Here is a 13995-nt window from a genome sequence, read left to right as displayed (position 1 = left end):
GAAGAGTGAAGGCCGAAGTCTTTCGTCCTCTACTCTTCACTTAATTTATTTCTGATTCAGGATTTCCAACTGCTGGCGAACACTCTCCTCGTGGATATGCTCAAAGATCTGGGCAGCAAACTCTGGGCTCATTCCGCAGAGTGAAGCCTGGGCACCACGCTTCTCGAGAATCTCGTTGTAGCGGTTGGTCTGTACGATTGTCATATTGTGCTCCTTCTTGTAGGTACCGATTTCGCGGCATACACGCATACGCTTGGCAAGAAGATCCATCAGCTGGTTGTCGCACTCATCAATCTGACCACGCAGCTGATGCAGGCCCTCTGTAGAATAATGTTCATCACGAACTACGAGGAGGCTCAGGATGTAATCCAGGATATCCGGAGTAACCTGCTGCTTGGCATCGCTCCATGCATCATCAGGAGAGCAGTGGCTCTCTACGATCAGACCGTCGAAGCCCAGGTCCATAGCCTGCTGGCAGAGAGGAGCGATGAGGTCGCGGCGACCGCCGATGTGGCTAGGGTCGCAGATGATAGGCAACTGAGGAATGCGGCGGTGCAGCTCGATAGGAATCTGCCACATAGGGAGATTGCGGTAGATCTTCTTGTCGAAGCTGGAGAAACCGCGGTGGATGGCACCGAGTCGCTTGATACCAGCCTGGTTGATACGCTGGAGCGCACCGATCCAGAGCTCAAGATCCGGATTCACCGGGTTCTTCACCAGCACAGGAACATCCACGCCCTGAAGGCTGTCTGCCAGTGCCTGCATGGCGAATGGATTGGCAGAAGTACGGGCTCCCACCCACAGAACATCGATTCCATATTTCAAGGCGAGCTCCACGTGCTCAGGAGTAGCCACCTCGGTAGCAGTGAGCATACCGGTCTCCTCCTTCACCTGCTTCATCCAAGGCAAGGCAGTCTCGCCATTTCCCTCGAAGCCTCCTGGTTTGGTACGTGGCTTCCATACACCAGCGCGGAACATGTGGCAGCCTTTAGCAGCCAGCTGCTTGGCGGTAGTCATAACTTGCTCTTCAGTCTCTGCAGAGCATGGGCCTGCAATGACGATAGGGCGTTCCTGATCACTAGGGAGATTCAATGGTTCTAATTCTAATTCCATAGTCGTATATTTTAATTTTTATTTTTTTACTTTCCAAAGACTTTTCTGATTCTTTCCAGCGCCTCCTTCATTTTCTCATCCTTGGCACAAAGGCTGATGCGGATGTATCGCTTGCCGTTGCTTCCGAAGATGAATCCAGGGGTGATGAATACGCGCGCCTCGTGGAGAATCTTCTCTGTGAGGTCTTCTACATCGGCGTATTTCTCAGGAATCTTGCCCCAGAGGAACATGCCCACCTGGTTAGGATCAAACTTGCAGTCCAATACCTGCATAATCTGCTCGGCGATGTCGCGGCGGCGGCGATAGTTGGTGATGTTGTTCTCACGGTGCCACTCGTCGGTATTGTTGAGCATGGCCTCGGCAGCAGCGAGCTGGATTCCGCGGAAGCATCCGTTGTCGATGTTGCTCTTCACCTTCAGGATCCAGGAGATAAACTGCTTGTTGCTCGAAATCATAGCCACACGCCATCCCGGCATGTTGTGGCTCTTGCTGAGCGAATTGAATTCGATGCAGCAGTCCTTGGCGCCAGGCACCTGCATGATGCTCAGCGGATGCTCGTTGAGGATGAGCGAATAAGGGTTGTCGTTCACCACCACGATGTTGTGGTCCTTGGCAAACTTCACGAGTCGCTCGTAGGTCTCCATCTTTGCCACGCCTCCAGTCGGCATGTTCGGATAGTTGGTCCACATCAGCTTCACGTGGCTGAGGTCCATCTTCTCCAGCGCCTCGAAGTCTGGCTGCCATTCATTGTCCTCGCGCAGGTCGTAATAGGTAATCTTGGTGCCGAGAATCTTGTTGATGGCAGTATAGGTAGGATAGCCCGGGTTTGGGATGAGCACCTCGTCGCCAGGGTTGCAGAAGGCGAGCGTAACATGCAGGATACCCTCCTTGCTACCAATGAGGGGCTGGATTTCCGTAGCCCAGTCAAGATCCACGTCATACCATCTCTTGTAATAACCAGCCATCGCCTTGCGCAACTCCGGGATGCCCACCGTAGGCTGATATCCGTGTGCAGCAGGGTTATGGGCTACCTCGCAGAGCGTATCGATGGTCTGCTTAGAAGGCGGCATGTCTGGACTTCCGATGGCGAGGCTGATGATGTCCTGTCCCTCGGCATTAAGCTTAGCCACTTCCTTCAGCTTACGGCTGAAGTAGTATTCCTGTATTTCTGTTACTCTATTGGCTGGTTGTATCATTTTTATTCTCTTTTATTTTGAAATGTTACTATTCTTTTTCCTCATATTCTCCCAGCACCGTGAGTTTCTTCACGAGTGGTGTGATGGCATCGATGCTCTGGCGATAGCGGGTCAGATTATCGAAGGTGAGATCCACGTAGAAGAGATATTCCCATTCATGACCGATGCTTGGCAGCGACTGGATCTTGGTGAGATTGATGTCGTAGAAGCTCAGGATGGTGAGAACCTTGGAGAGCGAACCCTTGTCGTGTGAAAGGCTGAAGACGATGCTCGCCTTGTTGGCCTTTTCGATAGGTCGGAGAAGAGCGGCCTTCTGCGGATTGCAGACCACGAGGAATCGGGTGTAGTTGTGCGGATTGTCGTGGATTCCCTCCTGCAGTACCTTCATGCCATACATCCTGGCAGCGTAGGCAGAACAGATGGCTGCCCATCCGTGAACCTGGTGCTGGGCGATGAATGCGGCAGAACCTGCGGTATCCTCAGCCTCCACCGCCTTGAGATCAGGATGGTTGGCGAGAAACTTGCCACACTGCATCAGCGCTACAGGATGAGAGTGAACCTCCTGCAGGGTGCTCCAGTCGTCGGAAGGCAGGCAGCAGATGCTGTGCTCGATGTGGAGCTTGTGCTCACCCACCACGGTGGTTCCGCTCTCCCGGAGCAGCTCGTAGTTGTGGAGCAGACTGCCGGCGATGGTGTTCTCGATGGCGCAGATGCCGATGATGGTAGGATCTCGCTTGATGTTCTCAAACACCTCCTCGAAGGTAGCGCAACAGATTAACTCTATCTGCTCGCCCTGGAAATACTCGTGGGCGGTAATGTCGTGGAAGGATCCCAACTCTCCTTGTATTGCAATTCTCTTCATTGTTTCACTCTCTTTTTTACATTATCTCCTGATTTTGGAAAACGGATTTTTCGGAAAACGGATTCGAGTTTTACGAAAAACGGTCCTGCTCACAATAGAGCGGGACCGTTTCGATGATTTCAAGAATCTTATATCCTAAGTTGAAATATATACGCAACTTCCCGCTTTACAATTGCTTGCAAAGTAAAAGTAATAGCTAAAAAAGTAAGCGTTCAACTTTTCCATTTTCTTATTCTTTTATTTGTTATTCATTTATTGCTGAGCCATCAGTCTTCAGAATGAAGTAGCTCAGATGGAGCATCAACCGATGAAAGTCTCAACTCGTTTGCAAAAGTAACACTTTTCTTTGATACCACCAAACAAATTGTCAGTTTTTTCTTTATTTTCCTTATATTTTCTGCTTTTTAGCAGATTTTCAGCAGATTTTTATCAGAAAAAGCCCTAAACTGGCAGATTTTTATCAGCATTCGTATCATTTCGAAAGAACATTTACCGGCAATGCTCAGACAATTATCGGCAATGTTCTCTTCCTTCAGCCTTAAACTCTCCGGTAAGCTCCTCTATCTTCTCGGGATTCAGCTGCAGGTATCTCTGCATATCCTTTCCGGCTCCCTCCTTATCACCCATCTGAATCAGCAGATTGCCTCGTCTCAGCAGGTTCTTGCTCAGCGCAGCTTTGTTCTCAGCATCCTCGCTGCAAGCCGCTGCGCGCTTCTCCTGTTCCGCTATCTGCTGCGTAAGAGCTGCTACGAGCAGAACGGGATCCATATCATTCAAATCCATCATACCTATTCTATTTTAGTTACGCATGTAAGCCCACACGCCCTGAAAGGGCAGAAGCTCCTAGCCCAGGGCATCGCCCTGGGTAATTACGGACACAAACTTGTCGCCCTGAAAGGGCAAAAGCTTTAAAATACTGGGCAATATACAAAGCTTTTGCCCTTACAGGGCGCCTTGCTGATTGCCATTATACCCAGGGCGATGCCCTGGGCTAGGAGCTTTTGGGCCTTCAGCCCGTTCTTGAACCACATGCGATAGTTCAGTCTGTTATATATAATAATGTGTAATTTATCTGTTGGCGACCAGCATTTACTTGATGGCACCGATAATTTCTGTCACCGACTTACAGCCGTGAGCATCAAGCCACTCGTTCATACCATCCTTCACCTTCTTGGTTACGGCAGGATCGATGAAGTTGGCTGTACCGATTTCGATGGCAGTAGCACCACACATCATAAACTCGATGGCATCCTTGGCATTCTGGATACCGCCCAGTCCTACTACCGGAATCTTCACGGCGTGGGCCACATCGTAAACCATGCGCAATGCCACTGGCTTGACGCAAGGGCCACTCAAACCGCCAGTACGGATGCTCAGCAGCGGCTGGCGCTTCTCGATATCCACCGCCATACCCATCAATGTGTTGATGAGTGAAACAGAGTCGGCACCCTCAGCCTCTACCGCACGGGCGATGTCGGCAATACTGGTTACGTTAGGCGAAAGCTTCACGATCAAGGTCTTGTCATACACCTTGCGCACCGCCTTCACGACGCTTGCAGCACCCTCGCAGGTAACGCCGAAAGCCATACCGCCATCCTTTACGTTAGGGCAGGAAATATTCAGCTCGATGGCAGGAATCTTATCCAGCTCATTCACGCGTGCAGCACACTCCGCATAGCTCTCAGGCGAGTGTCCGCTCACGTTTACAATCATATTGGTATCGATGTCCTTGATCTGAGGATAGATGTGCTCGCAGAAGTACTCCACACCCTTATTCTGAAGACCCACGCAGTTGAGCATTCCCTGTGGAGTTTCAGCCATGCGTGGATAGTCATTTCCCTCGCGTGGTTCCAGGGTAGTACCCTTTACGATGATACCTCCGATTTCCTCCAGCGGAACGAAATCAGCAAACTCCAATCCGTAGCCGAAAGTTCCCGATGCAGTCATCACTGGATTCTTCAGCTTCAAATCCTTTATATTTACACTTAAATCAGCCATAATCTTTCTTAATCAAATAATATTCTATTACATTTGGATTACAAATGCTTTTGCCCTTTCAGGGCGACTTGCAATTTGGTACAATCATACCCAGGGCGATGCCCTGGGCTAGGAGCTTCTGCCCTTTCAGGGCGTGTGGGGCTTACCTGATAGCTTCTGTCCTTTACCTTTCCCTTCGGCCGGTGACCGTTGGTTCAGGGCGAGTGGAGCCAATCAGATATACCCTAGGGAATGACTAGATATCCCAGGTGAGCTGCTTGATGTTGATGACCGGACCATCCTTGCAAACGCACTTATGTCCCTCGGTGGTCTTCTCCACGCAGCAGAGGCAGGCACCTACGCCGCACGCCATCTTGTTCTCCAGGGAAACCTCGCACTCCACGCCAGCCTTCTTGGCAAAGCGAGCCACGCTCACCATCATCGGCTTCGGACCGCAGGTAGAAATCATGTCAAACTGCTCGTTCTCCAGCACAGAGTGATTGGTTACGAAACCCACCTCGCCGGCAGAGCCATCCTCGGTAGTGATGCATACCTTTCCTATCTTGGCAAACTCATCCAGCTCCAGCAGGTCGGAAGCCTTGCGGGCACCCAGCAGGAAGGTTACATCTGCACCAAACTCCTTGATGAGTTTTCCGAAGTAGAGCAGCGGAGCCACACCTACGCCACCACCCACGAGGAGATACTTCTGACTCTTCTCTGTAGGCATGGTGAAACCATTGCCCAGAGGCAGCATACAGTTGAGCGTATCGCCAGCCTGAAGCTTTCCGAGCTGGCGGGTTCCGTCGCCCACCATGGCAACGAGCAGCCAGAGCTGGTTGGTTTCTCTATCCACGAAATTGATGGAGATAGGACGGCGAAGCATGGTGGCAGGCGAATGATCTACCTTTACTTCTACGAATTGTCCAGGCAGGATTTCCGGCAGAGGTTTCTCGTCGGTAAGCTTAATCAATACGTGCTTATCGCTGAGTGCTTCTACAGAAACCACCTTAAGGTCTAGAACATATTTTTTCATCTTATTGCTATTTTAATGCTTGTTATTAATGCTTGCTGTTATACCTATTTATATATAGGCAGTGCAAAGGTACAACAAAATTCGAACTTCACAAAGAGAAAGAGCGATTTTTTCAGCTCCCCCTCTTACTTTATTCCTTCTTTATTGCCACCTTATTCCCGACAGCAGAGCACCGGCCTATTTCTTCGGAACGAAAGTCTCCCAGGTCTGGTCATCGTAGAAGATGCGGATCTCGGTAATCTTACGCTGCGGTTTGTCCACATATTTAACTGCTGCATTGGCGATATTTTTAGGTGTCCTTTTTACACCGTGTGTTTGAGGCTGGTCAAAGAGCGATGGAGAAGTAGGGGAGTCGGATCCCTCGCTGCCCCCGAAATCCAGGGTAGGCTCCACCACGCCGCCAGCGCCACCTATGCCCCCATGGCTTCCGCCCATACCTGCTGCCGAAGCACCTGTACCAGCCACGCCTACAGCGTCTCCATACATATCGAGCGAATCATCGTCCGCTCCGTTTTCACCTCTGGCTGAAGCACCCGCCTGGGCACCTTCCACCTTATTAATATACATAGGAGGAGTACCATAAAGCAACCACTCAAGGTTCACCTGAGGCAACTTTTTCTTGATTGCATCTACGATGTCGAGCGATGGTTTTGTGCGATCATTGAAGATGCTGCTCAGGGTCGCTGTCGACTTTCCGATGAGCTGCGCGAAGTTCTGTTGGTTGAGGTGTTGGTCCTCCATGATCTGTCTGATTCTATCTTTCATCACTATGTCTGAATTTGATTTTTTACGATGTTTTATTTCCGAACAGGCCCGTTTTTGGCCCATTTTTCTTAGATTTTACAAAGATAAAGCAAAAATTTGGTTTTACCAAACTTTTCGGGAAAAATTTTGTTTTTTAAACTTTAGGTTTGTATTTACAAATTTAAACTTCCAATCTTTACTTTCTTAGTTTTATGGTTTAAATTTACAAATCTAACTTTAGTAATCTAAAGCTTTTACAATGATATGCTTTACTTAAAACTCTTATTTCACTGAGTTTCAAAGCCTTTATTCCCTACAAATAGGCATTTCAGCCACTTTTATGCATCTTTCTTGCGACAAATGCCAAATCATAATCTTACATAAAACAACAGAAATCTATAAATCACTGGGTTTCAATACGTTTTCGTTTCAATAATTCGCTTGTATATTTATACATTCATATTCCAAAACCGCCCGATTTACATTTACGTTTGTAAATTCACTCTCTCTGTTCTCCGATTTAGTTTTCTTTAGTTTAGATTCATAAACATAAAGAGCGATTTACAAAATACACATTTACATTACTAAACTACAGAAACATAAACCTTAATAAATGCAAACACTAAAAAAAGAGGGTCTGAGGATGGCAATTTTTTCCATTTTGAGCGTTTTCAAGCCCGTTGGTCGGGTTTTGCTCAAAAATGCGAGTATTGAAGGGGGTTATTTTCGTTAACTATCTGATATTCATTATAGTTAACTGCGATTTCAGCGAAAACTGAAAAATGACCATCTAGATGAGAAATTCATCCAAACGAGAGATTCCCCACGAGAAAAACAAAAAAAATAGCGCCCGTTTTCTCGATAACGAACGCTATTTTCACCACTTTCAGGAAGCTAAACGCCCTCCCCGATTCTAGATCATTTCATTTCTCCGACAAGACGAAGGAGGAGTAAAAATCAGCCTCTCTCCCACCCTCGCCTGCCGACGGATTTTTGGAGCCGGAAAGCAGCCTAATGGAGGATAAAAAAGATGAGTTCTCTCATCAATTCACCTGCCGAAGTAAACGGATTATCGATGCCCTTGCTCTTCGCATCCACCTCTTTCAGCTTCTCGATTATCTGCATCACTTTCACTCCGGAATAGTTTCTCATTCCCATCGTATAATCGCGCACCGCCCAGGTTCCGCGCAAATCCAGGAATTTTGCAAGCTCATTTTCGTTCTGCTTATTCGGAGCATAATAGGCTATCATCAGATTCTGGAAATAACTGAAGAGCAACGGGAGGAGCGCATAGAGCGAACCCGACTTCGGATTGCTGTCAAAATAGTTTATTATCTGATTTGCCTTGAAAACATCACGCTGGATGATGGCGCTGCGAAGTTCGAAAGCATTGAAGTCCTTGCTCACTCCTATTTCACGTTCCACCACATCCGGAGTCACCCGTCGGTCGGAGTCAGGAAGAGAGATGAGCAGCTTGTCGAGTTCGGAGGTGAGGCGATGAAGATCGGCTCCGATATGGTCTGCCACCATCTGCACCGCCTTCGGTTCGATGGTTGCCTTGCGAGCCTTGAGATAGGTTTCGATGAAACCCGGGAGCTGACGGTCGTAGAGCTTCTTGCTCTCGAACACCACTCCCACCTGTTCGGCTCTCGGGATGAACTTCTTTCTGCGGTCGATACTGCCGTTTTTGTTACAGATGACGAGAACGGTGGATTTCACCGGTTTCTCGAGATACTTTTCCAGGGCATCCAGACTCTTCAGATTCTGTGCTTCTTTTACAATCACCACCCTGAATTCCGCCATCATCGGATATCCCTTACACTGATCCACCACCTGCACCGCCGTGGTATCCGCCCCGAAAAGCACGGTCTGGTTGAAGTCCCGCTCTTCCGGCTGGAGCACGTTTTCGGCGATATAATCGCAGATCTTGTCTATATAGAAAGGTTCGTCGCCCATCAGAACATACACGGGCGCAAACTTCCGAGCCTTGAGATCTTTCATGATCGACTCGTAACTTATTGCATTTTTCTTTTCTGCCATTGATTTATTTTTTGTATCTTTGCACTGTGATTCCAGCCTGCCATTCATCTGTCTGCACAGAGAATCCAGCCTGCAATCCATTTGCAAAGGTACAAAAATAAATCGAACTATATATAATAAGGTATAAAAAATGATTCGCTTGAACTTACCAACCTTCGAAATGAAGGTTTCGGGCACGAAACAGCAGCCCAAGATACTGGATGTGCTGCGCAGGAAATACGTAGCCATCACGCCCGAAGAATGGGTGCGCCAGCACTTCGTACACTATCTCATCGAGCACAAGGGCTACCCTGCCTCGTTGCTCGCCAACGAGATCCAGCTGAAATGCGGCGACAAGGTGCTGCGTGCCGACAGCGTGCTCTACAGCCGCGAACTCCGCCCCAGGATGATTATCGAATACAAGGCGCCGCATATCCCCATCACGCAGAAGGTGTTCGATCAGATTTCGGTATATAATCTCCTGCTCCACGTAGATTACCTGGTGGTGAGCAACGGACTGGAGCACTACATCTGCCGGATGGATTACGACGATAAAAAATATTTATTCCTCGAAGAGATTCCCGACTATTCTGATTTATTGACAATATAGAAAAATCAGACAGAAAGGCAGACACCCGGCTTCTCTCCCATCACTGCATCATCACCCCCAAAACGCCCCATTTATCCCCCTCCAAAATTTGCGTATTTCCGGCCAATCGTACAGATGCTCAGAAATACGCAAATTTTGAAGGGCTTTTTCAGCCGCCATTTCAGTTATTTTTTAATAAAAATCGGCGCAACATTTTGCATTCTACCTATTTATTATTACCTTTGCAGCAATTTAAATATAAAAAAGGTAATGGCAAAAGAAAATATAAAGATAGCCGTAGCCGGAACAGGCTATGTAGGATTGAGCATCGCCACGCTGCTGAGCCAGCATCACGAGGTGGTGGCTGTGGATGTGGTTCCCGAAAAGGTGGAACTCATCAACCACCGCCGCTCGCCTATCCAGGACGAATACATCGAGAAATACCTGGCAGAGAAAAAGCTCAACCTCAAGGCTACTACCGATGCAGCCGCAGCCTACAGGGATGCTGACTTCGTGGTAATCGCCACGCCAACCAACTACGACCCCGTGAAGAACTACTTCGACACATCGCATGTAGAAGAGGTCATCCAGCTGGTCAAGGAGGTGAACCCAGATGCCATCATGGTCATCAAGAGCACCATCCCAGTGGGCTACACCGAGAACATACGCCGGAAGATGGGCAGCGAGAACATCATCTTCGCCCCGGAATTCCTGCGCGAGAGCAAGGCGCTCTACGACAATCTCTACCCTAGCCGCATCATCGTGGGCAGACCGGCAGGAGATGAGCGGCTCGACCAGGCGGCGCATCTCTTCGCAGAACTCCTGCAGGAGGGAGCCATCAAGGAGAACATCGACACCCTCTTCATGGGACTCACAGAGGCTGAGGCGGTGAAACTCTTCGCCAACACCTACCTGGCGCTCCGGGTAAGCTACTTCAATGAGCTGGACACATACGCCGAAATGAAGGGACTCGACACCCAGGCCATCATATCGGGTGTGGGACTGGACCCTCGCATCGGCACCTTCTACAATAATCCATCGTTCGGATATGGCGGCTACTGTCTGCCGAAGGATACCAAGCAGCTGCTGGCAAACTATGCCGACGTGCCCGAGAATCTGATCCAGGCCATCGTAGAGAGCAACCGCACCCGCAAGGATTTCATCGCCGACCGAGTGCTCCACATGGCAGGCTACTACGATTACGCCAACCAGAACAACTACCGCGAGGAGGAAGAGAAGCCTTGCACCATCGGCGTGTATCGCCTCACGATGAAGAGCAACAGCGACAATTTCCGCCAGAGCAGCATCCAGGGCGTGATGAAGCGCATCAAGGCGAAGGGCGCCCAGGTTATCATCTACGAACCTACGCTGAAGAGCGGAACCACCTTCTTCGGCAGCCGCGTGATAAACGACCTGGAGGATTTCAAGAAGCAGAGTCAGGCGATCATCGCCAACAGATACGATAAATGCCTCGATGATGTGAAGGAAAAAGTCTATACCCGGGATATCTTCCGAAGAGACTAACGCCCTAAAAAGGGCAAAAGCTTTAAGAATATCGCAAATAACAATTTAAAAAACAAAGATAAAAATGGCAAAGTTAGTTATCAATTCCTATGAGGATTTTGCATCTCACCTCGGTGAGAAGTTAGGTGAATCAGACTGGTTGCAGATCGACCAGGACCGTATCAACAAGTTTGCAGACGCAACCCTCGATCCACAGTGGATTCACGTAGATGTAGAGCGCGCCAAGGTAGAAAGCCCTTACCACAGCACCATCGCTCACGGCTACCTCACCCTCTCTGTACTGCCATATCTCTGGCAGCAGATCATCGAGGTAAACAACATCAAAATGCTCGTAAACTATGGTATGGATGAGATGCGTTTCGGTCAGCCGGTCATCACCGGTTCACGTGTTCGCCTCGTGGCAACACTCCATGATATTCAGAATCTCCGTGGTATCTGCAAGACCAGCATCAAGTTTACCATCGAGATAGAAGGTCAGCGCAAGCCAGCACTTTCTGGTATTGCCCAGTTCCTCTACTATTTCGAGAAATAAAAAAGAAACCTCTTATTAATCAGCACTCGCCCCCTTCCGAAGTTGCATGCTTCTTTTCTTAGCATACGGCAGAGGTCGGGGGCTTTTCAACTTGATTATCATTCAGAAAAATCAGTATATATGGCAGCAGGAAAATGGATAGGAGGTTTTCTGGGATTCATCACCGCAGGACCTCTTGGCGCCCTAGCAGGATTCGCCCTCGGCTCGCTCTTCGACCATGGGCTAGACGAGGTCAATAAGCCTGGCAGTGAGGGACATAACAACAGAGAATACTCCAACGCCTACGAAGCTTACAGCGGATATGGCAGCGGAGGATATGGAAACGGAAGTTACGGCGGCTACGGTCAGCAGCACGCCTACGAGGGAGAGCGAAATAGTTTTATGTTCTCGCTCCTGGTTCTCGCCTCTTACATCATCAATGCAGATGGCAGAATCATGCATTCAGAGATGGAGCTGGTGCGCCGCTTCCTACTCCAGAACTTCGGTATGGCGGCGAAGCAGCAGGGCGAGGAAATCCTCCTCAAGCTCTTCGAGCAGCAGAAGCGCATGGGCATGCAGCAGTATCGCACGGTGATACAGGACAGCTGTCATCAGATACGTGCCAACATGATGTACGAGCAGCGCCTGCAGTTGCTCAACTTCCTCGTGATGATAGCCCAGGCAGACAATGTGGTTTCTCCAGAGGAGGTTCAGGCGCTGAAGGAAGTAGCCCTCCATATGGGGCTGGAAGCATCGGATGTAGATCAGATGCTGGGCATGCATGGCGGCGGTTCATCAGCCACATCTGCCACTTCGCTGGAAGATGCCTACCGCATCCTCGGCGTCTCCCCCGACGCTTCCAACGATGAGGTAAAGGCCGCCTACCGCAAGATGGCGCTCAAGTATCATCCCGACAAGGTAGCAGCTCTGGGCGAGGATGTTCGCCGTGCCGCCGAGAAGAAGTTCCAGGAAATCAATGATGCCAAGGATAAAATCTACAAGGCTAGAGGCATCTAGAAAAAGGATTCCAGCAAGGAAATTCATATACAGCAAAAGTGCCGGTAGGATTCACCTATCGGCACTTTTTTTATTTGATGCGTCAAGACATTCAGCCTTTTTAGCTTCGATGTGTCAAGACATGCAGCTCGTCACGCCCAGAGAGGCGGCAATGGCGGTCAAGATAGATATAACTATCTGAAATACAGTTTTCCAGGTTTCTTTCTTCATAGGCATTTTTTTTAGTGATTAATTCCGTTAGGCGTTTCGGCGGATTTGCAATCCGCCGTAAAAAAACGTCCTAACCTATTTGGGCTTTGCGGATTTGCAATCCGCATCAAGCAAGATTTACAAACTTACGTTGTCGCCGCCAGCGTCAGTTCCGCTGTCAGTTCCGCCGCCAGTGCCCTGGCTAGTTCCGCCGCCCTGCGATGTTCCGCCGTTATCCTTGTTGGTCTCCCCGCCAGCGCCCTGGCTAGTATTGCCTCCACCCGGCGTATTCTCAGTTCCACCGCCGTCCTCAGCCCCGGAGGTATAATCATCGTATGCCACGATCTTGGTGAGCTTCTTCAGCTCGGCGTTGCTCCAGGTCTTTGTGTTTCTTACAATCAGATGCACGCCCAGCACGCTAGCCGCCGTCACCTTCTCCTTGCTCACCTCGCCACGCGAAGTCATACCGATGGAGAACAATCCGAGGTCGGAGAAACGCACGCTCTTGCCGTCCAGAATCAGATGCTTCAGGCAATCGAGGGTATCCATCAGCACACCATGGATAGTACCACGGCTGTATGGAGAGTTGTGCTCAGAGATGTGGGTAACGAAATCCTCGAAACTCATCTCACGGTCGCTTACGGCAGTAGCATACCAGAGCTTCTTACCTGCGTTCTCACCCGTCTGAGGGGTACGTGTAATCTTACGATACTTACTAGTTCCTTGTCCCATAATCAATCAGTTTTTAAAGGGTTAATAATTCAATTTTAACGGTTACTCATTCAGTTTTTTGTCACTCATCCGATTGGCGCCTTATCTCTGAATGACAGTGCAAAGATACGGCTTTTTTCTGGAACCACCAAATTTTGGGTGGCGATAAGGGCCGATTTTCAGCAGCTTTCAATTTGAAACTGCGTTAATAATCCTAACTCGTAAGATAGAGAAGAAAGAAGCATTGAGTTGCGTTCTTCGAAATATAGTTTTTTGTCCTAAAGTTCTTTCAATAAGATGGTTAAGCAGAATATCCATCTGCTACGAAAAGTGACTCAGTGACTCAGTGACTCAGTGACTCAGTTTATTTCAGCCCGTATATTCTACCCTCTTTATAGTAGATATATTATATATTATATAATATATAATCTATATGCTTACAATCTGTAAGCAGAAAACAACCCCTATAGGGGGTCGGAAATAAACTGAGTCACTGAGTCACTGAGTCAC

The 13995-nt window shown here is 48.9% G+C and carries 14 protein-coding genes; 4 read left to right on the top strand and 10 right to left on the bottom strand.

The window, feature by feature from the left end; genetic code table 11:
- Positions 1 to 45 precede the first annotated feature (45 nt).
- The 8 genes from CFT61_RS06010 to holA all read right to left on the bottom strand — a co-directional run bounded on the left by CFT61_RS06010 (position 46) and on the right by holA (position 8965).
- On the bottom strand, positions 46 to 1113 hold the full coding sequence (locus tag CFT61_RS06010; protein WP_089543553.1) for a bifunctional 3-deoxy-7-phosphoheptulonate synthase/chorismate mutase type II: 1068 nt from the start codon (positions 1111 to 1113) through the stop codon (positions 46 to 48).
- Between the two features lie 26 nt (positions 1114 to 1139).
- Positions 1140 to 2309, bottom strand: coding sequence for a pyridoxal phosphate-dependent aminotransferase (locus tag CFT61_RS06005; RefSeq protein WP_089543552.1), 1170 nt, complete (start codon positions 2307 to 2309; stop codon positions 1140 to 1142).
- 28 nt (positions 2310 to 2337) lie between these two features.
- A complete protein-coding gene (locus CFT61_RS06000) occupies positions 2338 to 3171 on the bottom strand; it encodes a prephenate dehydratase (RefSeq protein WP_089543551.1) in 834 nt (277 codons plus the stop codon).
- 510 nt (positions 3172 to 3681) lie between these two features.
- Positions 3682 to 3957 carry a hypothetical protein gene (locus CFT61_RS16885; RefSeq protein ID WP_176425518.1) on the bottom strand — a complete coding sequence of 92 codons (276 nt, stop codon included), beginning with the start codon at positions 3955 to 3957 and terminating at the stop codon, positions 3682 to 3684.
- A 303-nt stretch (positions 3958 to 4260) separates the two neighbouring features.
- The gene (locus CFT61_RS05990) at positions 4261 to 5169 is read right to left on the bottom strand and encodes a dihydroorotate dehydrogenase (RefSeq protein ID WP_089543549.1); all 909 of its coding nucleotides are present in this window, start codon (positions 5167 to 5169) and stop codon (positions 4261 to 4263) included.
- A gap of 235 nt (positions 5170 to 5404) precedes the next feature.
- Positions 5405 to 6181: a dihydroorotate dehydrogenase electron transfer subunit gene (locus tag CFT61_RS05985; protein ID WP_089543548.1), complete on the bottom strand. Its 777-nt coding sequence runs from the start codon at positions 6179 to 6181 to the stop codon at positions 5405 to 5407.
- A gap of 177 nt (positions 6182 to 6358) precedes the next feature.
- Positions 6359 to 6946 (bottom strand): helix-turn-helix transcriptional regulator, encoded by a 588-nt coding sequence (locus CFT61_RS05980; RefSeq protein WP_089543547.1) that lies wholly within the window; start codon positions 6944 to 6946, stop codon positions 6359 to 6361.
- A gap of 990 nt (positions 6947 to 7936) precedes the next feature.
- Entirely contained in the window at positions 7937 to 8965 is a 1029-nt protein-coding gene (gene holA, locus CFT61_RS05975; RefSeq protein ID WP_089543592.1) for a DNA polymerase III subunit delta, read from the bottom strand.
- A 130-nt stretch (positions 8966 to 9095) separates the two neighbouring features.
- On the opposite strand from holA, the gene CFT61_RS05970 reads away from it, so the two are divergent.
- From CFT61_RS05970 to CFT61_RS05955, 4 genes are all read left to right on the top strand, one after another.
- Positions 9096 to 9554, top strand: a complete 459-nt coding sequence (locus CFT61_RS05970) for a type I restriction enzyme HsdR N-terminal domain-containing protein (RefSeq protein WP_089543546.1) — start codon at positions 9096 to 9098, stop codon at positions 9552 to 9554.
- Between the two features lie 249 nt (positions 9555 to 9803).
- Positions 9804 to 11057 carry a nucleotide sugar dehydrogenase gene (locus CFT61_RS05965; RefSeq protein WP_089543545.1) on the top strand — a complete coding sequence of 418 codons (1254 nt, stop codon included), beginning with the start codon at positions 9804 to 9806 and terminating at the stop codon, positions 11055 to 11057.
- 64 nt (positions 11058 to 11121) lie between these two features.
- A complete protein-coding gene (locus CFT61_RS05960; protein WP_089543544.1) occupies positions 11122 to 11589 on the top strand; it encodes a MaoC family dehydratase in 468 nt (155 codons plus the stop codon).
- A 120-nt stretch (positions 11590 to 11709) separates the two neighbouring features.
- Positions 11710 to 12585, top strand: a complete 876-nt coding sequence (locus tag CFT61_RS05955) for a DnaJ domain-containing protein (RefSeq protein ID WP_089543543.1) — start codon at positions 11710 to 11712, stop codon at positions 12583 to 12585.
- Positions 12586 to 12699: 114 nt separating this feature from the next.
- On the opposite strand, the gene CFT61_RS16880 is transcribed toward CFT61_RS05955, so the two are convergent.
- The gene (locus CFT61_RS16880) at positions 12700 to 12795 is read right to left on the bottom strand and encodes a smalltalk protein (protein ID WP_153091799.1); all 96 of its coding nucleotides are present in this window, start codon (positions 12793 to 12795) and stop codon (positions 12700 to 12702) included.
- 117 nt (positions 12796 to 12912) lie between these two features.
- Complete coding sequence (locus CFT61_RS05950) at positions 12913 to 13506, bottom strand: HU family DNA-binding protein (RefSeq protein ID WP_254918880.1); 594 nt, start codon at positions 13504 to 13506, stop codon at positions 12913 to 12915.
- Positions 13507 to 13995 lie beyond the last annotated feature (489 nt).

The organism is Segatella copri, assembly GCF_002224675.1.
Classification (GTDB): domain Bacteria; phylum Bacteroidota; class Bacteroidia; order Bacteroidales; family Bacteroidaceae; genus Prevotella; species Prevotella copri_U.
This window is presented reverse-complemented; position numbering and strand designations above follow the sequence as displayed.

Excerpts from the sequence above, each read along its gene's own strand:
- CFT61_RS06010 (WP_089543553.1), bottom strand. The coding sequence starts at position 1,113 with ATGGAATTAGAATTAGAACCATTGAATCTCCCTAGTGATCAGGAACGC.
- CFT61_RS06005 (WP_089543552.1), bottom strand. The coding sequence starts at position 2,309 with ATGATACAACCAGCCAATAGAGTAACAGAAATACAGGAATACTACTTC.
- CFT61_RS06000 (WP_089543551.1), bottom strand. The coding sequence starts at position 3,171 with ATGAAGAGAATTGCAATACAAGGAGAGTTGGGATCCTTCCACGACATT.
- CFT61_RS16885 (WP_176425518.1), bottom strand. The coding sequence starts at position 3,957 with ATGATGGATTTGAATGATATGGATCCCGTTCTGCTCGTAGCAGCTCTT.
- CFT61_RS05990 (WP_089543549.1), bottom strand. The coding sequence starts at position 5,169 with ATGGCTGATTTAAGTGTAAATATAAAGGATTTGAAGCTGAAGAATCCA.
- CFT61_RS05985 (WP_089543548.1), bottom strand. The coding sequence starts at position 6,181 with ATGAAAAAATATGTTCTAGACCTTAAGGTGGTTTCTGTAGAAGCACTC.
- CFT61_RS05980 (WP_089543547.1), bottom strand. The coding sequence starts at position 6,946 with ATGAAAGATAGAATCAGACAGATCATGGAGGACCAACACCTCAACCAA.
- holA (WP_089543592.1), bottom strand. The coding sequence starts at position 8,965 with ATGGCAGAAAAGAAAAATGCAATAAGTTACGAGTCGATCATGAAAGAT.
- CFT61_RS05970 (WP_089543546.1), top strand. The coding sequence starts at position 9,096 with ATGATTCGCTTGAACTTACCAACCTTCGAAATGAAGGTTTCGGGCACG.
- CFT61_RS05965 (WP_089543545.1), top strand. The coding sequence starts at position 9,804 with ATGGCAAAAGAAAATATAAAGATAGCCGTAGCCGGAACAGGCTATGTA.
- CFT61_RS05960 (WP_089543544.1), top strand. The coding sequence starts at position 11,122 with ATGGCAAAGTTAGTTATCAATTCCTATGAGGATTTTGCATCTCACCTC.
- CFT61_RS05955 (WP_089543543.1), top strand. The coding sequence starts at position 11,710 with ATGGCAGCAGGAAAATGGATAGGAGGTTTTCTGGGATTCATCACCGCA.
- CFT61_RS16880 (WP_153091799.1), bottom strand. The coding sequence starts at position 12,795 with ATGAAGAAAGAAACCTGGAAAACTGTATTTCAGATAGTTATATCTATC.
- CFT61_RS05950 (WP_254918880.1), bottom strand. The coding sequence starts at position 13,506 with ATGGGACAAGGAACTAGTAAGTATCGTAAGATTACACGTACCCCTCAG.